Genomic DNA, 22,493 nt, shown 5'->3' with positions numbered 1-22,493 from the left:
GCGGGTGAGGCGACCCACTCGTCGTGCCGCCTCGCGGCGACCTCGCCGCTACGCGGCCTGCTCGGCCAGGCCAGGCAGCGCCCAACCCTGCTTCCACATCTTCTTGAGGTTGTGGACGGCGCACGCCAGCGAGAATTCTCCTCGCACCTTGTCCAGCCCCCGCAACGAGAAGCGTGGCAGGACTGTATTCTTCACCTGTCCAATCACCGGCTCGGCCGTCACCTTGCGCCGCGCGTACGCCTTGCGCCCCCGCTTCGTCAACAGCTTGCGCTTCATCAGCTTGCGCTTCATCCGCTCCTTGAAGCTCAGGCCCGCCGGCGGGCGTCCTCTCGGCGCTGGCGGCGCCTCCTCTCCATGCTTGTCGCGCCCGCCAGCCACGAAGCACTCCACCCCCTTCTGCTCTACCTTCTCAATGTCCTCCTGGCACAGGTAACCCGCGTCCGCGCTCAGCTCCTCGGGCACCAACCCCGTGTTGGCCTCCACCTGCTCCACCATGGGCGCCAGTTGCCGTGCATCGCTGCTGCTCTGCCCCACCTCCTGCGCCACTACCAACTGCGTGTCCGCGTCCACCGCCACCTGCGCGTTGTAGGACTGCTGGAAGGCTCCTCCCTTGGGCATGATTCGCGACTCGGGGTCGGTGAAGTTGTACTGCGCCTTCTTCGCGGGCTTTGCCTCCTCGGGCGACTTCCCCTCGGCCTCGGCCTTCTTCCTGGCCTGCTCCTCCAACTCCTGCTTCGCCTGCCCAATCCTCTCCCGCCTCTTCTCCTTCTCCACCGCCAGAGCCACCTTCTTCTCCGCCTCCACCTGGCGCGCCGCCTCCCGCAGCCGCTCGGCGCGCTTCTTCGGATTCTTCATCTCCTCGGGCAGCTCGTCCCCACGCCGTCCCTTGCCGTGGCGCTCGTCCTCCTGTGCATCCAGCGCCTCGGCCTCCGCCAGCAGGCGCCCCACCTGCTCGTCCAGCTTCTTCATCGCCTCGTCCATGCGCCCGTAGCTCATGGCCTTGTGCTTGCTGGCGTTGGCCTTCATCTTCGTGCCGTCCACCGACAGGTGCCCCACCTTCTCGAGCCCCGCCTGGCGGGCCACCCGCAACGTGTCCACGAAGAGCGCTCGGAAGGCCTCCAGGTGTCTCACCCGGAAGGCGCACACCGTGTCGTGGTCCGGCTGCTCTCCTCCCGTCAGGTAGCGGAAGGCGATGTCCGTCTCGCACCGCCTCTCAATCTCCCGGCTGCTCGTAATGCCCCGCGCGTAGGCGTACATGAGCAGCAGCGTCATCATCACCGGGTGGTAGGGCGGCTGCCCGCACTCCTTGGTGTACGCCCCCAGAATCGGGCTGAAATCCAGCACCTTCACCAGCTCCACGAAGAAGCACGCCAGGTGTCCCTCCCCCAGTACCTCCCTCGCGTACTGCGGCAGCAGCTGCCCCTGGTCCGGCTGCCACTCCCGGAACGGTCGCGGCGAGCTGAAGCGCGCGGAGCTCTTCGTCTCCTCTTGCCGCTGCGGCCTCTGCCCCTCGGGCACATCCAACAGTACGCTCTGCTCGGGCCTCTTCGTCTCGCTGGTGCTCACCCTCCAGCTTCAACCAGAATTCGCCTTCCCTCTGAAGGACCACCTGGGGCGTCACCCCTCTACCCCACCCCCAGCGGTGGGGTTCTCCGACACGCTCCTAGCTATGACCGAGCGTACATCGCTAGTGATCTCGGCGGAGAGAGTTGGCTCGACTTGGGTGCTCCCAGCTGACGCTCGGGCTATGGCGGCAGCGGCGGCTCCAGCTTCGCCCACAACTCGTCTAGCACTCCAGCCGTCGTCCTTCTTCACCAGCCCCACACGACTGCCCTCTTGCTTGCCCAATTCAATAGGTGGGGCTAATTCTTCCCTACCGAATTAGGCATCAAGCCAGCGTGGGCGCGGTGGGGCTGCGCTTGCGCAGCGTGGCCCCGCAGGCGTGCTCCGTCGCCTGCCTATAGGCTCACCACGAACCCCAGCACCGCGAGCCCAGCGTCGACGTGTCCGACGCTTGCGGCTTGGAAGTTGGCCACCTGCCCCAGCGCTCGCCATGAGGCCCCAGCGTTCACCACGAGCCCCAGCGCTCCCCACGTCTGCCATGTTGCACGTATGTCGCAGGAGCGTGCGGAACGGGATGGAACAGGACGGGACGAAACGGGACGCAGCGGGATACCGACTCCCAATCATTCCGGGCGGTTGCGAGGTAAGGGCGCGATTCTGCTGGGAGTTTCGCACCGCCCGGCGCGGGTTCGATTCCCGCCGCCTCCACATTCAGAAGCCCAGCAATCTCACCGGGTTGCTGGGCTTTTTCTTTGCCCTCGTTTCCGCATGTGCCCTCAGATGCCGATGCGCTCGTCTCGGCCGCGCAGCCGCTCGCTTCTAGCGCAGCGCCGCGAGGGCCGTGCCGACCTTCGCCACCGTCACCGACACGGGCGTCGTCACCTCCGGGGCGAAGATGGCCACGCGGAGCTCCTCGAAGGCCCACCGCAGCTCCTGCGCCGCCTCCTGGTCTCGCACGGTGGCGCACCTGGCGAGGAATGTCTCCCACAGGGGGGTGAAGGGCGCGGCCTTCCCTGCGTCCTTGCCGGGGTTCGCCACCGCACGCGACAGCCGTGCCTGGGCCGCGCGGAGGTAGCGCGGGTAGTTCAGCAGGCGCACGAAGGGAATCCACTCGATGAGGTTCGCGGGGAACAGGTGCCCGAGCTGCGAGCGGATGTCCCGCACGGCCGCCGCGCCGCTCGGCCCCTTTGATGCTGCCTTGAGTGCACCGAGCGTCGCGGCGAGCTCCCTGGAGGTGGCAGCGACGGCGTCCGCCCAGTCCCGGGCCGCACGCTCGATGCGCGGTGAGCCCTCTCGGACCAGCGCCTCGAAGGCCGCCTGCGTGCGGGGCAGCGGCGCACCTGGTGCGAGCTTGAACGCATCGTCGACGCTGCGTGCGAGGACGAGCGCCCGGAAGGCGTCGGCCTGGCCCCGCGCGGGTGGCGCGCCGTCCAGGGACGGGAAGGGCGGCGGCATGCGCGCGGCGCTGACGGCCACGTGTCCGCGCGCGGCGAGCATCAGGAGCCGGCGGACCCCCGTGCGCGTGGCCGCGTCGGCGGCGGAGGATGTCTCGAGCAGCACCAGGTCCACGGCAGCGCCCCGGTCGACGAGCGCGGGGTAGCTGCGGACCTCGAGACCGCCGACCCGCCGGGTGACCACGGGGGGCAGCTCGCCGAAGGTCCAGGCAGTCAGCCCCTTGCGCTCCCAGTCCGAAGCCGGTGCCACGCTGCGCAGCGCCGCCCGTGCACGTCCCCCGTACTGCTCGAGCAGCGCGTCGGCGTCGCGGCTCCGCGCGAGCTCCTTTCCCCGCTCGTCGAGCACCCGGAGCGTGATGCGCAGGTACGGCGGCACGGCATCCGCCCGGAGAGATTCCTCGGGCACGTCCACGCCGCACAGCCGGGACACCGCACGCGCGAGCGCTGGAATCATCGGCCCGCGGAAGGGCACGAGTTCCTTCTCGAGACGGTCGACCAGGTCCGGCACCGGCCCCAGTTGCTTGCGCAGGGCGCGGGGGAGCTGCTCGAGCAGGGCGGTGAGTTTCTCCCGCTGCCACCCGGGGATGGTCCAGTCGAGCTCACCCGGGACCAACTGGGCGAGCAGCAGCAGCGGCACGCTCAGGGTGATGCCGTCGTCCTCGGCCGCGGGGTCGAAGGTGTACGTCACCGGCACGGACGAGCCGTGCAGGGTGATGGCGTCCGGGTAGTGCGCCGGGGACAGGCCCGGGTCGTGCGAGAGGGCATCCTCCATCGAGAGGACGAGCACGTCGGGGTCGGCCGCCTCGGCCTTGCGGCGCCAGGCCTCGAAGCTCGCCCCGTCCATCACGTCCGCCGGGACGCGCTGGTCGAAGAACGTCAGCAGCGCCTCGCTGTCGAGCAGCTCGCTGCGCCGGGCCTTGTCCCGCAGGTGCGCCACGCGCTCGAGCACCTGGCGGTTCTTCTCCTGGAACGCCCCCCGGGTGCGGTACTCGCCGCGCACCAGGGCATGCTCGAGGAACATCAGCCGTGCCCGGGCGGGCTCCATGCTGGCCAGGGCCACGGGGCGCTCCTTGAAGACTTGAAGCCCGAAGAGGGTCGCGTTCTCCTTCACCACTGCGCGCGCGGACTTCTGCGACCAGTGCGGTTCGGAGTAGCTGCGCTTGAGCAGGTGGGGGGCCGCCGCCGCGAGCCACTCCGGGTCGAGCTTCGCCACGGTGCGCGCGAACAGCTGGGACGTCTCCACGAGCTCGAACGCCATCACCCAGGCGGGGGGCTTTTTCGCGAGCGCCGACGAGGGGTGAAGCATGAAGCGCGTCTGCTTCGCGCCCGTATAATGGCGCTGCTCCGGATTCCACTGGCCGATGCGGGACAGGAGCCCGGTGAGGAGCGCCTGGTGCAGGGCGTCCCCGCGCGACGGGGCGCCTCGGCCCTTGCGCGGCAGGCGCAGCTCGCGGACGGTCTCCTCGAGCTGGCGCTGGACGTCCCGCCACTCGCGCACCCGCAGGAAGGACAGGAAGTTGTCCCGGCACACGCGCCGCAGATGGGACGTCCCCCGGCCCTCGGCCTCGCGCACGAACGCCCACAGCTTGAGCAGGCCCGTGAAGTCCGAGTGCTCATCTCGGAAGCGCCGGTGCAACTCGTCCGCCTTCTGCGCGAGCTCCCGTGGCCGCTCGCGCGGGTCCTGCAGGTTGAGCGCCGCGGCGACGATGAGCACCTCGTCCAGGCACCCGTACTCGGCGCCGGCGAGAATCATCCGCGCGATGCGCGGGTCCACCGGGAAGCGCGCGAGCTGGTGCCCGAGCGGCGTCAAGGTGCGCTCCTTGCCCTCGATGGCCCCGAGCTCCTCGAGCACCCGCCAGCCCTCGGCGATGGCCCTCGGCTGGGGCGGGTCGAGGAAGGGGAAGTCCTCGACGTCACCGAGGCCGAGGGACTTCATCCGCAGGATGACCCCCGCGAGCCCGGTGCGCTTGATTTCCGGGTCGGTGAAGGCGGGCCGCGAGGTGAAGCTCGCCTCGTCGTAGAGGCGCACGCAGATCCCCTCGCGCACGCGGCCGCAGCGCCCTTTGCGCTGGTCGGCGCTGGCCTGGGAGATCGGCTCGATGTGCAGGCGTGTGGTGCCCGAGCGCGGGTCGTAGCGCGACAGGCGCGCCACCCCCGTATCCACGACGTACACGATTCCCGGGAGGGTGACCGACGTCTCCGCGACGTTGGTGGCGAGGATGACCCGGCGCTCGGGGAGGGTGGCGAAGACGCGCGACTGCTCGGCGGCCGACAGGCGCGCATACAGGGGCTGCACCACCGTGCCGCGGAGCTCGCGTGCGTTCAGGGCATTCTCGGCTTCGCGGATTTCCCGCTCCCCGGGGAGGAACACGAGGATGTCCCCGTCCGGGTCGAGCGAGAGCACGTCCGCCACCGCATCGGCGACGGAGTCGGCGAGCTCGGCGTCCTCGGGGGGCGGCTCGTAGAGCACGTCCACCGGAAAGGTCCGGCCCTCCACCTGGATGACCGGAGCCCCCCCGAAGAACCGCGAGAAGCGCTCGGTCTCGATGGTGGCCGAGCTCACCACCACCTTGAGGTCGGGGCGCCTGGGGAGGATGCGCTTGAGCCACCCGAGTAGAAAGTCGATGGTGAGGCTGCGCTCGTGGGCCTCGTCGAGCACGATCGTGTCGTAGCGGCTCAGGAGCGGGTCGCTGTGAATCTGCGCGAGCAGGACCCCGTCGGTCATGAACTTCACGGCCGTCCGCCGGGACGAGCGGTCCTCGAAGCGAATCTGGTAGCCGACGTCCGTGCCCAGCTCCGTGCCGAGCTCGCGTGCCACGCGCGCGGCCACGCTCGTCGCGGCGATACGCCGGGGCTGGGTGACGCCAATCTGGCGCGGGCGGCCGCGCCCCATGGCGAGCAGGACTTTGGGCAGCTGCGTCGTCTTCCCCGAGCCGGTGGCCCCCGCGACGATGACGACCTGATGGGCGGTGATGGCCGCGGTGATGTCCTCCACCCGGCTCGAGATGGGGAGTTCGGGGGGGAAGTGCAGGGTGGGCAAGCCGCCGGGGGGAGGAATGGGTAGGTCGCCGGACATGGCAGCATGGCCTAGCACTGAAGCGCACGCTGCGCCCCTGGCGAAGTGTGTGGGAGCCTGCTCGCCCAGCGTTCCTGGAGGGATTCGTAGGCCTCGACCCCACAAGCAGCCAGGGGCTCCACGGAGGCCCGTGGGAGGCGGACGGTAGCGTGTGCCCTGGCGAGGTGTGGCTGGGGAGGGGCAGGTGGGGACGCACGGGTGGGCGTACCGGCGAAGGCAGCCGGAGGGGACGGTGCTATACGAGGCGGTGAGGGACAACCTGGCCACGCTGCTGGCGGAGGCCAGCGAGGTGGGGCGCGGCATGCCCCGGTACGTGGAGCGGGACTTCGCCCGGTACCTGGAGTGCGGCGTGCTGGCGCACGGCTTCGCGCGGGTACGCTGCGAGAGTTGCAAGGACGAGCTGCTCGTCGCCTTCTCGTGCAAGGGGCGAGGGGTGTGCCCCTCCTGTAACGCGAAGCGGGCGCATGTGACGGCGGTGCACCTGGTAGAGCGGGTGCTGCCGCATGTGCCCTACCGTCAGTGGACGCTGTCCTTTCCGCACCGGGTGCGGTGGGTGCTGCTCAAGGACGTGGGACTGCTCTCGGACGTCCTCACCGTCTTCCTGCGCGCGGTGTTTGCCCTGCAGCGCCGAAGGGCACGGCGGCAGGGAATGCGGGGTGGGCAGGTCGGGGCCGTGTCGTTCATCCAGTTCTTCGGCTCCGCCTTGCAGGTCACGCCGCACTTCCACTCGCTGGTGCCGGACGGCGTCTTCGTGCCGCGGGAGGGCGGCGTGCGCTTCGAGGCGTTGCCGCCGCCCACGCAAGGTGAGGTGGAGCAGTTGCTGAGGGTGGTGCGTCATCGGGCGCTGCGCCTGCTGGAGAAAAGAGGGGCACTGCCCGCTCAAGGACCCGAGGACGCGCTGCAGGCGTACCAGGCGCACTCCCTGCAGCAACGGCTGCGCTGGACGGAGGTGGACGTCCGGCCCCCTCCCCGAAAGCAGCCCCGGTGCGCCTTGCTGGAAGGCTTCTCCCTGCATGCCAATACGCACCTCCATGCCAACGACAGGCAGGGGCTGGAGCGGCTGTGCCGCTATGGGGCGCGTGGCGCGCTGGCGCTGGAGCGCCTGGCGCGAATGGAGGATGGACGCATCGCCTACCGCATGAAGCGCCCGCTGCCCGACGGCACCACGCACCTGCTCTTCACCGGGCTGGAACTGTTACGGCGTGTAGCGTCCCTGGTACCTGCGCCTCGGGCAAACCTCACGAGGTTCCACGGCGTCTTTGCTCCAGGCGCGCAACTGTTACCGCGCAGGCTTGTTGATGGAGATGCGAGCACGCTTGTTGATGGTCACGCGGCGAGGGTGGAATCACCGCACTGGGTGATGGAATGGGCCTGTCGGCGAGCCCGCGGGAGTTGAGCGAGAGGGGCTCGCCGACAGGCCGCCACTATGCGAGCGCGGGACTGTGCTGGCGCTCGAGGACCTCGCGGACGATGTCAGAGTCGACGAGCTTGCGCTTGCGGCGTGAGGCCTGGCGCAGGCACAGGGAAGCGAGCCGGTCGAGGTCGCGGTGCGCGCCCTGGCAGGACTCGTGCAACAGGGAGACGGCCTCGCGGGGGAAGAGCTCCCTGTCACAGCCCGCGAGCCGGAGGCGGTGGCGCAGGTAGTCGGCGGAGTCGTCGGGAGTCACTGGCTCCAGCCGCAAACGGGAGTGCAGGCGCGAGAGCAGGGACTTGTGAGTACCGAGGCTCAGCCTGTCTTCCAGCTCGGGCAGGCCGACGAGGACGAGGCTGAGCAGGGCGCGACTGTCCCATTCGTAGTTGAGCAATATGTGCAGGTGGGCCAGCACGTCGGAATGCAGCAGGTGAGCCTCGTCCAGCAGGAAGACGGGGTGGAGGCGGGAGGAGGCGAGCTCCTGGACGTGGCCGGTGACGGCGAAGAAGACGGCCGCCGCGGTGGCCTTGGGAGAGAGACCCAGGGCCAGGCACAGCTGGCGGTAGAAGTCGCGCCGGCCCAGGGTGGCGTTGTGGCAGTAGGTGAGGCGGAAGCGCTCGGTGGGCAGACGCTGGCGCAGCGCGCGCAGCACGCAGGTTTTGCCGACGCCGGGCTCGCCCACCAGCAGCACGTTGTGGCGCTGCTGGAGGGAGTCGACGAGCTCGTCGACGAGCTCCTGCTTGGAGGGCGGCAGCCAGAGGTCGGCGTCGGCGACTTCCTTGGTGAAGGGGGACTGGGTGAGGCCGAAGAGGGAGAGGGAAGGCTCGGACATGAAAGGCTCCTGGGGTGCTGTCAGGGGGCGGGGTTGGGGGCGGCGGGCTCGAAGGGCGTGCGCGCCTGCTGGGGCGCGGGAGCGTGAGGCTCGCGGCGGACGGTGCCGTTGAGGCGCCTGTCCAGCGGTTGGAGGGGGTAGCGGTGTCCGTCGTGCTCCACCCAGGCCTCGGTGGGCAGGCCCTCCACCAGGTTGTGGCAGACGTACAGCCGGCGGCCGGCGAGGAAGCCCTGGCGCACCTCGAAGAGCTGGCCGTCCAGGTGCACCACGCCGTCGCGAGAAACCAGGCGCCGCTCGCGCACGGTGAGGGCCTGGCGCAGCTGCTCCTCGGACACCAGGAGAGTCTGGCGCGAGCTCCACACCAGGGCTGGGGTGTCACCGAAGAGGGAGGAGTGGGGCGTGCAGTGGTAGTGGCGTGTGAGGAAGGTGTCCAGGCGCCGCTGCACCTGCTCCAGAGAGAGGCCGCGGTCGAGATGGTCCAGCAGCCCCTCGCGCAGGGTGCGCCAGAAGCGCTCCATTTTTCCCCGAGCCTCCGGGTCATAGGGGCGGGCGTGGACGAGGGCGGTGCCCAGGCGGGCGCAGGCGGTGGCCAGGGCCTTGCCCGAGTAGGTGGAGCCGTTGTCGAGGTAGAGGGAGTCGGGGCGCCCCCAGCGGCGAAGGGTCGCGACGAAGAGGGAGAGCATGTCGCTCTCGCGCTCGCTGCACCGTGCCTCCAGGGCCACCACGTAGCGGCTCTTGTCGTCCATGAGGGCGTGGATGCGCAGGGGCCTGCCATCGGGCAGGGCCAGTCCGTGGCACACGTCCCCGTGCCAGAGGGCGCCCGGGTGAGAGGCCTCCCAGCGCAGCCGCTGCGTGGCGCCCGGCGAGCGGCGCAGGGAAACCCTGTCCAGCCCGGCGCTGGCCAGCAGCCTGCGCACGGTGCTTTCGCTCACCGCGCCCTCGCGCAGCCGCCCGCTCTCCACCAGGGTGCGCACAATGAGGCGCACCGAGGCGCTGGGGTGCTCGCGCCGCACGTCCAGCAGCAGTTGGCGCACGGACTCCTCCAGCGCCTGGGCCGCGCCGCAAGCAGCTCGCGGCTGAGGCACCAGGGCTGACAGGCCCCCCTTGCGCCAGCGGTAGTACCAGCGCTCCAGCGTGGGCACGCTGTAGCGGCGCGTCACCTGCGCACCCGGTGGGCGGAAGCTCTGCTGGGACAACTCCCGCAGCGCCGCACGCAGCTGGCCGCGCGAGAGCGGCCGGTGCAGCAGCGTGCCAATCACCTGGCTGCGGAACACCGCGACGGCCTCCCCCTGGTTTCTGGGAACGAGCTTCTCCATGGCGTCCTCCTGCCCGCCGGGGACGGCATGTCCCCCAAGCCGGGCTGGCAGGGCGTCGCACGGCGCCGGGTGCCAGGCAGCGCCCCAAACCCGGTGGGCGGTGCTTCCGCCGTGGCAGGGCGTGGTTTTCCATCAGCTCACATGGCTGGCCCCCGCGAAGGCCTGCCAGGCCAGTGGCAGCCCTCGCTGAGCGGGCGGTGCATGGCCACACAGCACCTGCGCGGCCCGGGCCGCCACGGTGCGCGCGGCCCCCTCTACGTGCACCTCGAGCGCCGAGAACAGGCTGCCCGTGGCCACCTGCTCCGCCCACCGCCCCAACGAGCGCCAGCGGCCGGGCATGGCCCCGGTGTGCTTCCAGTCATTCACCAGGCCGCGCACCTGCTCCACGCCCAGGCCGCACAGGCCCCAGAGCGCCAGCGCCAAGGCGATGGCCGCTGCCGAGAAGTGCTTGCGCGCCACCGCCGACGCCGGCAGCACCGTCCATACCGCCCCGCAGCCCTGGCACTGGTAGCGCCGGCACGCCAGCACCTGCGTGCGTGCCGGCTGCCCCGGCCCGGGCGGCCCCCGCTGCTGGCGCTGCACCAGTCCGTGCCCGTGGATGCGCACTCGCCCGCCCTCGTACGCCGGCTGTCCACACCGCCCGCACGTGCGCGGCCGGGCCTCTTCCACCGAGGGCGGCCAGGACTTGACCTCACCTCGGAAACGAACGATTCCTTCCTCGCTCCGTGCTCCTTCTCCCAAGTCGTGGTGCGGAGCCCGGCCCGTGACGTGTGCAAGACGTCACGGGCCACTTCTTCTCCTGCGCTCTCAGCTCGCCGGTGGCCCCATGCCCTTGGGCTCCGCCCTCCCCGCGACGTGCTCTACGAGTGCTGGCCTGGCCTGACACGGACCCGCGGGGGCGGGTCTCCAGGGACGACCCTCCCTCTCCCCACCTCTTCGCCGGGTTTTCTGATGGAATCCTGGCCACGCCCGGGGGCCTCTCCATCATTCTGCCTGCTCACCCGGGCCCACTTCTCCCTCATCCAGCGTGCTCGGCAACAGCAACTGCGGCCATTTCTGGTCCCCCAAGCCGGAGCGGAGGAGAGGAGCGTGGCGCCCCAGGCAGCGGCCAGCACGGAGCCGATGAAGGAGAAGACGCCGCGAGTAGACTGGGCCGAGTTGCTCAGGAGGACGTTCGCACTGGACGTGTTCGCCTGTCCGCGGTGTGGAGGCAGGCGAAAGGTGCTGGCGTATGTGACGGCCCCGGCAGGGGTGCGCTCGATATTGGAGCACCTGGGACTTCCCTCGCAGGCTCTGAAGCGGGCCCCGGCCCGGGGACCACCCCAGCAGGCGTGGTGCTGAACCTGGCGCAGCCGCTGTCAATACGCCCCAACTCCCTGCCTCTCTCCTCAAGCGAACTCCCTGCCTCTCTCCTCAAGCGAGGGCGGCCAGGGCAGGGGTGTGCCCCAAGGGGTTGTACCGTCCCGTGTACCGGCGCGGCGCGCGGCCTTGCTGGCCCCGTCAGCGGCCCTTCTCGGCCCCTCCGCTCCAGCCCTCCCCCTCAACATGGCTTCTATCCCGCCTATACGCAGGACACATGACGTCTCGCAACGTTTCGCAGCTTCTCCTCGGCCGTCATACCGTGGACGGCCCCACCTCCGCGGGCCTGCTCGTGTTGAGGTTGCTGGCCGGCGGCGCCATGACCCTTCACGGCGCTCCCAAGATGCTCACCGCGACCAGCTGGATGGGACCGGACAGCCCAATGCCCGGCGTGCTCCAGTTGCTCGCGGCGGTGGCGGAGTTCGGGGGGGGATCGCCTGGATGCTGGGTCTCGTCACCCCACTGGCCACGCTGGGCGTGGTGGTGACCATGCTCGTCGGAATCGTCATCGGCCACCTCGCCGTCGGCGACCCCTTCATCCGGCTCAGTGTGGGCGGGGTTCCTCCAGGGCTCGGCATTCCCTTCGCGGGCCTGCCCACCTGGCTCGTGCGTGCGGGAGGTCGCAGCGCGGCGGCCGTTGGCTCCGGCTCCTCCGAGCTGGCAACGCTCTTCACGGCCATCTCCGTGCTGCTGCTGCTTACGGGGCCGGGACGCTTCTCCCTCGACGCCGTGCTGTCGCGCGCACTCGCCCGGCGCCCCGAGAAGGTGTCAGGCAACTTGTAAGCAGCCCCCGGTGGGTGATTCTCAACCGTCGAGCCCAACGGCACGAAGGTGACCCTGGTATCAGGACTCCAGGCGAGCCCCATGACGGGCATCGAGTCATTGGAGATGGAGGGCAGGAGAGCGCCGCGGGTCGCGTCCCAGATCATAGGTGCGACCCGGGCGCCTCGCGCTACCGGGCGCCGGGGCTGGTGCGCCCGGCCATGCCGAAGCCGAGGTTGCCCGTGCTCATGTGCTGTGCCTTTCATTGATCATCAAAACCGGGCCATGGTGGTTCGAATCGACCGCTGAAAACCGTAGCGCAACGCACTTTTCGAAAACAACACACAGGTTCGAATCCTGTCTCCCTGGTCAGTCAAGGGTTGAAACACCTGGGTGACCGGCACCGTGAAGATGCGCATAGCGTCGACCAGGTCAGTAGGGCCAGTACGCGGCGAAAATCTCGTAGGTCTTGCGGCCGAGAGGACTGCACGTCGCGCTCCAGGCGCACCTCTCCCCTGCGCGGGCGAGCGGTCGCCTCGGGCTCCTCGAGAGGGTGCGACCCTGCGCTGTGAGTGACTCCCAGAGCTCCTGCTGCGCTGGCCCCCAGGCCGGACCGTGGAAGAGAATGTGTTGATTCTCGACAACGCCAATCACACGTCGACATAGCTCGGCCCAGGAGCACCTGGATGTTGGTCGAACTGGCGCGGCGGTCTCGCGTCTTGCCATGGGGGCTGGCTTCAACAAGATTGTGCGTATTTCAACAAGATTGTGCGTATCTTGAGGGTGGCAGTAACGCCAGTGTTAACCAGACTGTGCGCACGGCTGTTTTCCAAGAAAGCGAGAATGAGATTGCGGCATTTCTGGGGGAATCGCCCCGGGACGTGTCGCGGAGGGGGGATAGGGGGCCCAGTGGCTCGTCGCCGGCTCCGCGAATGTCCTCCCTGTGCTCGTCACGCTCCCATCACGCCTGCCCGGTAGACAGGGTGCACCGCTCGCAATCACGCGCAGGTGGTGCAGCGGAGCTTTCGGGCCCGCTGGAAACAAGAGGATTGAAAATGTCGAATATTCGCAAGTGGCTCGGGGTAGGCAGTGCTCTGGTGGGATTGATGGTTGTGGGATGCGGCGGCTCCGTCGAGGAGCCCACGCCGGGCAACGAGCCGCAGCCGTCGGAGGCTGTTGCTGGCGAGGTGGCTGCGAGCGCCTGTGGGGACATCGGTTGGTGGACGTGCCCCGATGATGGGTTCGAGTGGCTCTACTTCGCCTGTCCCTCCAACGGTGATTTCAACAGGTACGAGGCTCGTGATGTGTGCAATGCCTCGTGCGTTGCCACCTGCGTTGACAGCGGCTGGATCAGGGGATGAGGTTCGTCCAGACGACCAGCCGCCGATGCTCGTAACGCTGCGTTGATGCCCGCATCCAACCCTTTTCGGGCGGCACCAGGGCCTTCGTGGCGGAGGTCACGGGCGACTCGTAGGATGGCAGCAGGTAGACGGTAGGACTGGCGTGGAAGGTGTCAAAGGACCCGCGCCGGAATGTGGAGGCGGCAGGTTCGAGTCCCGTCGGGGACCACCTGGGAAGCCCAGCAATCTCAACGGATTGCTGGGCTTTTCGACGAGTCCTTTGCCGCGCGGGGCGGTAGATGTTGATGACCTCCACGCCCAGCCGCTTCAGGCTGTAGGCGATGAAGTTCTTCACCGCGATGGGGCGCGTGTCGTTGCCGTTGAAGCTCCCATCCGGCCCTCGGAGCGCTCCGAACTTCGCGGAGAGCTGGACCTTGTCCCGGCGCCCCTCGATGGCCCGCCCCACGAGCATCTCGTTGTGGCCCATGCCGTGGAAGACCCCCGTGTCGATCAGCGTCACCCCTCGCTCGATCGCGGCCTGGATCGTCCGGACGCTCTCCGCGTCATCGGTCTTTCCATACGTGCCGGACATCCCCATGTAGCCCAGTCCCAGCGGGAAGACCTCGGGACCCTTGGAGCCCAGCTTCACCGTGCGCTTCGTCTGCTTCGTCTCGTGCGTGCCCATCCGTGTGTCTCCTTACTGCGCCAAGACGAAGGATCGACACACTTAAATACAATCAGTAGGACGTATCCCAATCATGCACGGAATCTATGAGAAAAACCTGGACCTCAACCTGCGCTGACTCCCCGGACCCGGGAGGCCATGCGCGAGCACTGGTCGAAGGTCCTCAACTTGGTTACAGGCACCTCCGGCGCGGACGAGAGGGCCGCTTCGTCCAGTCCCCTCGCGATCGAGGTCAGCATCTTTGGACCAGCGGGACGTGCACCTTCACCCTGCCGCCCGGCCTGCCCGCGAGCGGCACCATCGAGGTGATTGGCGAGAACCGCACCATCCCCTACTCGGGCGGGAGGTTCACCGACTCCTTCGCTCACGGTGCCGGGCTCCAGGGTGTCTCCAGCAGGGTGATGATGCTCTGCGTTGCGGGTGTTGCGTGAGCAGTACCGTACCTTCGTCGCGGCGTTCCGAGAGGCGGCGGCTCGGTGGGAGCGGGGGGACTTCTCGGCGAGCTTCCTCTCTACTCGTTCCCGCCGCGTGTTGTGCGAGGTCGCGTCCTCATCGCCGCCAACCATTCCAAGAGTGACCGGACGGATGCGGAGCTGCTGGCCCGGCTGAGGCGAGCGGACGAAACGTTGTTGGCACCCGTAAAGCATCGGGGAAGCGAAGCCCAGGCGGACCCGCAGTAGTGGAAGGTTGAGGCCGCTCGGGCGACGTCACAACGGCAAATTGACTGCAATTCCCTTGCGGCCGGAAATCCACTCGCGCAAGTACTGGTTGAGCTCTCCGTAGAATGACACCGACACCAGCTCAGCCACCGCAAGGAGCTCGCGGAGCAGTGAATCCACATGGTTGTTATGCGTTTCGGCCGCGTCAGCTCTGCGCGAGCTCCCGTGGCCGCTCGCGCGGGTCCTGCAGGTTGAGCGCCGCGGCGACGATGAGCACCTCGTCCAGGCACCCGTACTCGGCGCCGGCGAGAATCATCCGCGCGATGCGCGGGTCCACCGGGAAGCGCGCGAGCTGGTGCCCGAGCGGCGTCAAGGTGCGCTCCTTGCCCTCGATGGCCCCGAGCTCCTCGAGCACCCGCCAGCCCTCGGCGATGGCCCTCGGCTGGGGCGGGTCGAGGAAGGGGAAGTCCTCGACGTCACCGAGGCCGAGGGACTTCATCCGCAGGATGACCCCCGCGAGCCCGGTGCGCTTGATTTCCGGGTCGGTGAAGGCGGGCCGCGAGGTGAAGCTCGCCTCGTCGTAGAGGCGCACGCAGATCCCCTCGCGCACGCGGCCGCAGCGCCCTTTGCGCTGGTCGGCGCTGGCCTGGGAGATCGGCTCGATGTGCAGGCGTGTGGTGCCCGAGCGCGGGTCGTAGCGCGACAGGCGCGCCACCCCGTATCCACGACGTACACGATTCCCGGGAGGGTGACCGACGTCTCCGCGACGTTGGTGGCGAGGATGACCCGGCGCTCGGGGAGGGTGGCGAAGACGCGCGACTGCTCGGCGGCCGACAGGCGCGCATACAGGGGCTGCACCACCGTGCCGCGGAGCTCGCGTGCGTTCAGGGCATTCTCGGCTTCGCGGATTTCCCGCTCCCGGGGAGGAACACGAGGATGTCCCCGTCCGGGTCGAGCGAGAGCACGTCCGCCACCGCATCGGCGACGGAGTCGGCGAGCTCGGCGTCCTCGGGGGGCGGCTCGTAGAGCACGTCCACCGGAAAGGTCCGGCCCTCCACCTGGATGACCGGAGCCCCCCCGAAGAACCGCGAGAAGCGCTCGGTCTCGATGGTGGCCGAGCTCACCACCACCTTGAGGTCGGGGCGCCTGGGGAGGATGCGCTTGAGCCACCCGAGCAGAAAGTCGATGGTGAGGCTGCGCTCGTGGGCCTCGTCGAGCACGATCGTGTCGTAGCGGCTCAGGAGCGGGTCGCTGTGAATCTGCGCGAGCAGGACCCCGTCGGTCATGAACTTCACGGCCGTCCGCCGGGACGAGCGGTCCTCGAAGCGAATCTGGTAGCCGACGTCCGTGCCCAGCTCCGTGCCGAGCTCGCGTGCCACGCGCGCGGCCACGCTCGTCGCGGCGATACGCCGGGGCTGGGTGACGCCAATCTGGCGCGGGCGGCCGCGCCCCATGGCGAGCAGGACTTTGGGCAGCTGCGTCGTCTTCCCCGAGCCGGTGGCCCCCGCGACGATGACGACCTGATGGGCGGTGATGGCCGCGGTGATGTCCTCCACCCGGCTCGAGATGGGGAGTTCGGGGGAAGTGCAGGGTGGGCAAGCCGCCGGGGAGGAATGGGTAGGTCGCCGGACATGGCAGCATGGCCTAGCACTGAAGCGCACGCTGCGCCCCTGGCGAAGTGTGTGGGAGCCTGCTCGCCCAGCGTTCCTGGAGGGATTCGTAGGCCTCGACCCCACAAGCAGCCAGGGGCTCCACGGAGGCCCGTGGGAGGCGGACGGTAGCGTGTGCCCTGGCGAGGTGTGGCTGGGGAGGGGCAGGTGGGGACGCACGGGTGGGCGTACCGGCGAAGGCAGCCGGAGGGGACGGTGCTATACGAGGCGGTGAGGGACAACCTGGCCACGCTGCTGGCGGAGGCCAGCGAGGTGGGGCGCGGCATGCCCCGGTACGTGGAGCGGGACTTCGCCCGGTACCTGGAGTGCGGCGTGCTGGCGCACGGCTTCGCGCGGGTACGCTGCGAGAGTTGCAAGGACGAGCTGCTCGTCGCCTTCTCGTGCAAGGGGCGAGGGGTGTGCCCCTCCTGTAACGCGAAGCGGGCGCATGTGACGGCGGTGCACCTGGTAGAGCGGGTGCTGCCGCATGTGCCCTACCGTCAGTGGACGCTGTCCTTTCCGCACCGGGTGCGGTGGGTGCTGCTCAAGGACGTGGGACTGCTCTCGGACGTCCTCACCGTCTTCCTGCGCGCGGTGTTTGCCCTGCAGCGCCGAAGGGCACGGCGGCAGGGAATGCGGGGTGGGCAGGTCGGGGCCGTGTCGTTCATCCAGTTCTTCGGCTCCGCCTTGCAGGTCACGCCGCACTTCCACTCGCTGGTGCCGGACGGCGTCTTCGTGCCGCGGGAGGGCGGCGTGCGCTTCGAGGCGTTGCCGCCGCCCACGCAAGGTGAGGTGGAGCAGTTGCTGAGGGTGGTGCGTCATCGGGCGCTGCGCCTGCTGGAGAAAAGAGGGGCACTGCCCGCTCAAGGACCCGAGGACGCGCTGCAGGCGTACCAGGCGCACTCCCTGCAGCAACGGCTGCGCTGGACGGAGGTGGACGTCCGGCCCCCTCCCCGAAAGCAGCCCCGGTGCGCCTTGCTGGAAGGCTTCTCCCTGCATGCCAATACGCACCTCCATGCCAACGACAGGCAGGGGCTGGAGCGGCTGTGCCGCTATGGGGCGCGTGGCGCGCTGGCGCTGGAGCGCCTGGCGCGAATGGAGGATGGACGCATCGCCTACCGCATGAAGCGCCCGCTGCCCGACGGCACCACGCACCTGCTCTTCACCGGGCTGGAACTGTTACGGCGTGTAGCGTCCCTGGTACCTGCGCCTCGGGCAAACCTCACGAGGTTCCACGGCGTCTTTGCTCCAGGCGCGCAACTGCGGCCATTTCTGGTCCCCCAAGCCGGAGCGGAGGAGAGGAGCGTGGCGCCCCAGGCAGCGGCCAGCACGGAGCCGATGAAGGAGAAGACGCCGCGAGTAGACTGGGCCGAGTTGCTCAGGAGGACGTTCGCACTGGACGTGTTCGCCTGTCCGCGGTGTGGAGGCAGGCGAAAGGTGCTGGCGTATGTGACGGCCCCGGCAGGGGTGCGCTCGATATTGGAGCACCTGGGACTTCCCTCGCAGGCTCTGAAGCGGGCCCCGGCCCGGGGACCACCCCAGCAGGCGTGGTGCTGAACCTGGCGCAGCCGCTGTCAATACGCCCCAACTCCCTGCCTCTCTCCTCAAGCGAACTCCCTGCCTCTCTCCTCAAGCGAGGGCGGCCAGGGCAGGGGTGTGCCCCAAGGGGTTGTACCGTCCCGTGTACCGGCGCGGCGCGCGGCCTTGCTGGCCCCGTCAGCGGCCCTTCTCGGCCCCTCCGCTCCAGCCCTCCCCCTCAACATGGCTTCTATCCCGCCTATACGCCAAGACACAGCCGGAGCTGGCCAGCAGCAGGCACAGCACCAGCAAGAGGGACGCGCGGGGGAGCGGGAGCATGGCGTCACATCCTATACCCCGCCTCCTCAGAGTGTGACCGTCGTCCCATCGAACCGTGTCAGGGTGAAGCCCCGGAAGCTCTCGTTGAAGGTGAGCCTCTCGTCACGCAGCATCTCGAGGGCCACGGTCTCGCCGAGAATCATCGACTCGATGGCCTCGGAGCGGTAGTGCACGCCCGCGCCGTTGCGCCCGATGCTGCAATTGTAGGCGAGCTTGTCGAGCTCTCCCCCCACGGTGAGCGGCGGCCCTGAGTAGGGGACGAGGGCCAGGCCCTCCGAGTCGGCCACGACCGGGGTGGGCAGGACGTAGGACGCATCATAGAAGGCCTTGAGAATGGTGACGCACGCTCCCGCGGCGGCCGAGTGAGCCGCGCCGTAGGAGGGGTGGATGGGCGAGCCTTCGGGAAAGGCCATCGGCAGCAGGTGGGAGCCGAAGCGAGAGAACACCCTGTCCACGGCCTGGTTGTTCAACACCTCGCTGTGCACCGGGTAGTCCGCGGCCCCGGTACGCACGCGGTGCACACGTCCGGCGTACTCCTCTGGACGGAGCCGGCGGTGGACGGCCCACTTCTGGAAGTACACCGCCTTCTGGGCGCGGTTCGCCGCGGCGGCCACGAGAGGGGCGATGTACTCGTTGCCAAACGTGACGACGCCCTGCTGGGTCCGCGAGGAAAGGTAGGGGTGGGTCGGATTGAAGGGTGCACGCAGGCCCTGCAGGATGAGCTGCGCGTTGAGGTACGCCTGGAAGGAGAAGTCCACATGGACGAACTCCCCCAGGTCACGCAGGTTGCGGAGGTAGCGGCGGGTGGCGTCGAAGACGTTCTTGCCGGGGGCATGGCCATTCTGGATGGCCAGCCATTCCCCGAACACCGTCATGTAGTCATCCGCGGCCACCGGTACCCGGTTCTGCTGCCTCAGGAGTTGAGCGCCATGGGGCACGTCCCACAGGAGGAACTGCGACACGTAGGGGCCGTTCAGATCCCCAGGCGTGGTCCCCCGGAAGAGCGTGCGCGACGTCACCGTGCCATCCGCCTCCCGTGGGCCACGGAAGTCCGAGAGGCTGGAGATGTCCTCGGCCGCCGCGCGCGTGAGCGGGTGCGTGTCGTACTCGGCGAAGGGAATGTCACGGGCGAGCGCCATCCAGTACAGCTCCACCATCTCCCCCGCACTCTCCGCGCTCGCGAAGGCCGGGGCGGGCGGCAGGGTGACGTGGTGGCTGTCTGGCCCGATCAGATCAAAGGCCAGGGCTGCCTGCGGGTTGGCCAGCTTGCGCGCCCCTCCCAGCGGAATCCGCTCGAAGTCGTCCGGCCGTCCCGTGCGCAGGGCCTGGAGAAGCGCGGCGTAGGCCCCGGGCTCCACGTGCCCACGGCTGTCATGCGGCAGGCCCTTGGTGAAGTTGGCGATGAAGCCCGGATGACGCTGCTCATCCCCGTTGGCGAGGTGTCGAGGCAGAGGACGGCGCGCCTGCTGGTTGGCGGCCTCGATTCGGACCTCGCGGGCCTGAGCCACGCGGCGAGGCGCGTTGACGGGCCCCAGCTCCTCGGCCCCTGCCCTCCCGGGGAGGAGCAGAGAGCCCAGGCCGCCCCCCATCGCGAGCCCCGCCACGGTGGCGCCTCCGGCGGTTCCCAGGAGCGCGCGGCGGCTCAACCGGGCAGCCGGTGGAGAGGAGACTTCGGACGACTGCGGGGAGGGGCTCTGCTCATGGGACTGTGGGTCGGTCATTGTGCGCTCCTGGATGCCCTGGGTACGAGGGCCACGGTGTGCTGCGAGAAAGACCGAACGAGCTGTGAAACCCTTACACCCGCGAGTGACACCTGGAAGCTCCTGCTGCCGCGCCTGCGCAACCACCTGCCGATGATGCTGGGAGTGGCGGTGCTGTCCACGGCGGTGGCGGCGGGGTGCTGGCTCCTCGGATGGCTGGGACTGCCAGCCCTGGAGCGCGCCCTCCATGACCGCGCGCTCACCACCTTCACCCGGAGCCAGGCCCAGTCACCCGACATCGTCGTGGTGGCCATTGATCAGTCGAGCCTCGACGGCGTTCGCGACAACCCCGCGTACGCGCGTGACTTCGGCCACTACCCGTGGACTCGTGGCCTGTGGACCCGGGTGATGGAGGAGCTGTCACACCAGGGCGCTCGGGCCGTGCTGTTCGACGGGGTGATGGACGAGCCCTCCACCGACACGAGCGTGGAGTTCGACTTCGCCCGGGTGCTGCGGGAGACCGGCCTGCCGGTGGCGCTGGCGGCGGACCTCTTCGAGGCTCGGGAGCTCGAGTTCTCCGGCCGGGCGCATAAGAAGGAGGGGAGGCGAGTGGAGGGAGAGGGCTGGAGCAGAGAGGTGGAGGAGGGCCGCAGACGGGGGCCGGCCGAGTGGTGAGCCAGGCCGGTGGAGAGGCCGCGCAGTCCCCTTGGGGTACACGCCGGCCCAGGCCGTCCTCCCAGGAGGGGTGCGGCAGGGGACGTGGGCCTCTTGGCTGTCTTGAGCCTCAACACCACGCGGCCTGAGGGGGCGCTCGCGCCGAGGCCAGGCTCGCACTCTTCGTGGGCAACCCCAGGTGCTCCAGAATCGCGCGCACCCCTGTTGCTCCCTTCACGGCCCGCCAACACCCGCCGCCTGCCTCCACACCTGACGCAGGTGAACACGTCCACCGCGAATGTCCTGCGCAGCAGCCCCGCGAAAGTCTACTGGCGGCGTCCTCTCATTCCTCCGCTCCTGCCTCGCCCCTGCCTCCGGCGCCACGCTCGCCTCCTCTGCTCCTACCTGGGGGCGCCTCACGCTCCTCTCCTCCGCTCCTGCTTGGGGGAGCGGACGTGGAAGCCACGGTGCTCGAGCTCCGGCGCCGCGGCGTGGAAACGGAGCCGGTGCGTATCGACGAGTACACCGGCCGCCGCTTCACCTTCTTCGCCGACCCGGACGGGCTCCCCCTGGAAATCTACGAGGAGCCCCCGGGAGCGGCCGACTAGAAGGTGGCGCTCGACTCGTTCGAGCAGGTGCTCGTGCCGGCCTCGCACACGCGGTACGTGTAGGTGCCAGCCGCGCCCGGCGCGTCCGTGTGGGCCCCGTCATTGGCCGTGGTGAGGAGGCGGGTGCCGTTGCGGTACACGTCCACGCTGGTGCCGGCGGCGCCGGACCAGGTCAGGTCCACGTACCGGGTGCCCTTCGTCTTGTAGCCCAGGGTGGAGAGCGAGATGACCGAGGGCGCGGTCACCGTCACCGTGCGCTGCGCCGTGCTCGTCTGGCCCTGGCTGTCCGTCACCGTCAGCGTCACGGTGTAGGTGCCCGCGGCCGCATACGCGTGGCTGGGGCTGCGCGTGGTGGAGGTGGTGCCATCACCGAAGTTCCAGCTCCAGGAGGCGAGGTCGCCGTCCGCATCCGTGCTCGTGTCCGTGAAGCCGCACGTCAGCGCGCTGCACGAAGAGGTGAAGGCGGCCGAGGGAGGCTGCGGCGTGCCCTCGCTGCCCACCGCGAACACGAGGTCGTCGCGGTCGTCGTAGCCGCCCGTGGTGCAGCTGCCCACGGTGCTGCTGTAGCGGAAGTTGCCGCGCACGGCCTGCAGGCCACCCGCGGGCAGCGTGTACGTGGTGGAGAGGACCTGGGCCCCGCCGGCGGCCGGCTTGAGGGTGGTCAGGAAGGTCCACGTCGGGTTGGAGGCATCGCTGGCGTAGTAGAGGTCCAGCGAGTCCGAGGTCCCGGTGGACCAGGCCCACACCGTCGCCTCGATCTTCACCGTCTTGCCCGGCGCCATCGGCGAGCCGTCGAGGGTGGAGACGCGGAGGCGATCCAGCGACTCGTCGCTGTGGTAGGTGCCGCTGTTGCCATCGGCGCACGAGGAGTTGATGGTGTTGGGAGCGTTCTTCTCCGGGCCCATGGTGCCACGGCCGTCCACCAGCACGCCGGTGTCGCAGTAGGCGCCCACGTTGGCGCACGCGGGGGCCTTGCGCGCGCTGTCGTAGCTGGCCATGCCGGGGTTGTTCACCGTAACTCCCTGCCTCTCTCCTCAAGCGAACTCCCTGCCTCTCTCCTCAAGCGAGGGCGGCCAGGGCAGGGGTGTGCCCCAAGGGGTTGTACCGTCCCGTGTACCGGCGCGGCGCGCGGCCTTGCTGGCCCCGTCAGCGGCCCTTCTCGGCCCCTCCGCTCCAGCCCTCCCCCTCAACATGGCTTCTATCCCGCCTATACGCCAGCAGGCGCAGGTAGCGCCCCTCAAGCTCTTCCAGCTCCTCGTCCGTCATTGGCGTCCTGGGTACCCCGTGCTGCCGGGCCGAGTCCATTCGAGGCGTACGCCTCCAAGTGAAGTTGCTCCGTGTCCCTCCCCATGGCGACTGCGAGCTCGCACTCTGTAAGTGCCAGCGCATCGCGGACTCCCAGTACAGCCATCGCAGCCGACTCCGCCGCGCGGTACTCTGCCTTCGCTCGGGCCAGGCGCATCCGAGATTCGGTACTCCCGTCCAGCCCCGCGTACGCCCACTGCAACTCCACCTCTGCCCGCCCCAGGCGCTCGGCGAGCGCCCTCCGCTTCGTCATGTCCATGCCC

Annotated in this window: 16 protein-coding genes and 2 pseudogenes; 7 read left to right on the top strand and 11 right to left on the bottom strand. The window is 69.3% G+C overall.

Annotation, left to right across the window (positions count from 1 at the left end):
- Positions 1–48: 48 nt before the first annotated feature.
- A complete protein-coding gene (locus JQX13_RS46185) occupies positions 49–1,566 on the bottom strand; it encodes an IS1182 family transposase (RefSeq protein WP_203405770.1) in 1,518 nt (505 codons plus the stop codon).
- A gap of 816 nt (positions 1,567–2,382) precedes the next feature.
- The gene (hrpA, locus tag JQX13_RS46180) at positions 2,383–6,093 is read right to left on the bottom strand and encodes an ATP-dependent RNA helicase HrpA (protein WP_203405769.1); all 3,711 of its coding nucleotides are present in this window, start codon (positions 6,091–6,093) and stop codon (positions 2,383–2,385) included.
- Positions 6,094–6,277: 184 nt separating this feature from the next.
- On the opposite strand from hrpA, the gene JQX13_RS46175 reads away from it, so the two are divergent.
- A complete protein-coding gene (locus tag JQX13_RS46175; RefSeq protein ID WP_203405768.1) occupies positions 6,278–7,489 on the top strand; it encodes a transposase in 1,212 nt (403 codons plus the stop codon).
- 28 nt (positions 7,490–7,517) lie between these two features.
- Here JQX13_RS46175 and JQX13_RS46170 read toward each other — a convergent pair whose 3' ends face one another.
- The 3 genes from JQX13_RS46170 to JQX13_RS46160 form a co-directional block, all read right to left on the bottom strand.
- Positions 7,518–8,336: an ExeA family protein gene (locus tag JQX13_RS46170; RefSeq protein ID WP_203405767.1), complete on the bottom strand. Its 819-nt coding sequence runs from the start codon at positions 8,334–8,336 to the stop codon at positions 7,518–7,520.
- 20 nt (positions 8,337–8,356) lie between these two features.
- Positions 8,357–9,652 carry a DDE-type integrase/transposase/recombinase gene (locus JQX13_RS46165; protein WP_239014269.1) on the bottom strand — a complete coding sequence of 432 codons (1,296 nt, stop codon included), beginning with the start codon at positions 9,650–9,652 and terminating at the stop codon, positions 8,357–8,359.
- Between the two features lie 132 nt (positions 9,653–9,784).
- Positions 9,785–10,258 carry a hypothetical protein gene (locus tag JQX13_RS46160; protein WP_239014268.1) on the bottom strand — a complete coding sequence of 158 codons (474 nt, stop codon included), beginning with the start codon at positions 10,256–10,258 and terminating at the stop codon, positions 9,785–9,787.
- Positions 10,259–10,741: 483 nt separating this feature from the next.
- Here JQX13_RS46160 and JQX13_RS46155 point away from each other — a divergent pair, with 483 nt between their 5' ends.
- From JQX13_RS46155 to JQX13_RS46145, 3 genes are all read left to right on the top strand, one after another.
- Positions 10,742–10,993 (top strand): ATP-dependent helicase HrpA, encoded by a 252-nt coding sequence (locus JQX13_RS46155; RefSeq protein ID WP_239014267.1) that lies wholly within the window; start codon positions 10,742–10,744, stop codon positions 10,991–10,993.
- A gap of 459 nt (positions 10,994–11,452) precedes the next feature.
- Positions 11,453–11,794, top strand: a complete 342-nt coding sequence (locus JQX13_RS54940; protein WP_239014266.1) for a hypothetical protein — start codon at positions 11,453–11,455, stop codon at positions 11,792–11,794.
- Between the two features lie 1,034 nt (positions 11,795–12,828).
- On the top strand, positions 12,829–13,134 hold the full coding sequence (locus JQX13_RS46145; RefSeq protein WP_203405765.1) for a hypothetical protein: 306 nt from the start codon (positions 12,829–12,831) through the stop codon (positions 13,132–13,134).
- Between the two features lie 262 nt (positions 13,135–13,396).
- On the opposite strand, the pseudogene JQX13_RS46140 reads toward JQX13_RS46145, so the two are convergent.
- The 4 genes and pseudogenes from JQX13_RS46140 to JQX13_RS54930 form a co-directional block, all read right to left on the bottom strand.
- Positions 13,397–13,798, bottom strand: a pseudogene (locus JQX13_RS46140) (aldo/keto reductase); the annotation flags it as partial.
- Between the two features lie 864 nt (positions 13,799–14,662).
- Positions 14,663–15,172: a hypothetical protein gene (locus JQX13_RS54935; protein ID WP_239014265.1), complete on the bottom strand. Its 510-nt coding sequence runs from the start codon at positions 15,170–15,172 to the stop codon at positions 14,663–14,665.
- Positions 15,173–15,234: 62 nt separating this feature from the next.
- Positions 15,235–15,315 (bottom strand): annotated as a pseudogene (locus JQX13_RS56035) (hypothetical protein); the annotation flags it as partial.
- Positions 15,316–15,341: 26 nt separating this feature from the next.
- Positions 15,342–16,013: a DEAD/DEAH box helicase gene (locus JQX13_RS54930; protein WP_239014264.1), complete on the bottom strand. Its 672-nt coding sequence runs from the start codon at positions 16,011–16,013 to the stop codon at positions 15,342–15,344.
- 261 nt (positions 16,014–16,274) lie between these two features.
- On the opposite strand from JQX13_RS54930, the gene JQX13_RS46130 reads away from it, so the two are divergent.
- On the top strand, positions 16,275–17,663 hold the full coding sequence (locus tag JQX13_RS46130; protein WP_203405764.1) for a transposase: 1,389 nt from the start codon (positions 16,275–16,277) through the stop codon (positions 17,661–17,663).
- 326 nt (positions 17,664–17,989) lie between these two features.
- On the opposite strand, the gene JQX13_RS54925 is transcribed toward JQX13_RS46130, so the two are convergent.
- Positions 17,990–19,684, bottom strand: coding sequence for a phosphoesterase (locus tag JQX13_RS54925; protein ID WP_239014263.1), 1,695 nt, complete (start codon positions 19,682–19,684; stop codon positions 17,990–17,992).
- 36 nt (positions 19,685–19,720) lie between these two features.
- Between JQX13_RS54925 and JQX13_RS46120 the strand changes: the two genes are divergently transcribed.
- Entirely contained in the window at positions 19,721–20,338 is a 618-nt protein-coding gene (locus tag JQX13_RS46120) for a CHASE2 domain-containing protein (protein WP_239014262.1), read from the top strand.
- A 434-nt stretch (positions 20,339–20,772) separates the two neighbouring features.
- Positions 20,773–20,925 (top strand): VOC family protein, encoded by a 153-nt coding sequence (locus tag JQX13_RS54920; protein WP_239014261.1) that lies wholly within the window; start codon positions 20,773–20,775, stop codon positions 20,923–20,925.
- Here JQX13_RS54920 and JQX13_RS46110 read toward each other — a convergent pair.
- Positions 20,922–21,938, bottom strand: a complete 1,017-nt coding sequence (locus JQX13_RS46110; protein WP_203405762.1) for a PKD domain-containing protein — start codon at positions 21,936–21,938, stop codon at positions 20,922–20,924. The two genes, JQX13_RS54920 and JQX13_RS46110, sit on opposite strands and share 4 nt — an antisense overlap.
- Between the last annotated feature and the right edge of the window lie 555 nt (positions 21,939–22,493).

It is taken from the genome of Archangium violaceum, assembly GCF_016859125.1.
Classification (GTDB): Bacteria; Myxococcota; Myxococcia; order Myxococcales; family Myxococcaceae; genus Archangium; species Archangium violaceum_A.
Note: the sequence above shows the minus strand (reverse complement) of the source record. Positions and strands in the feature narration are given on the sequence as shown.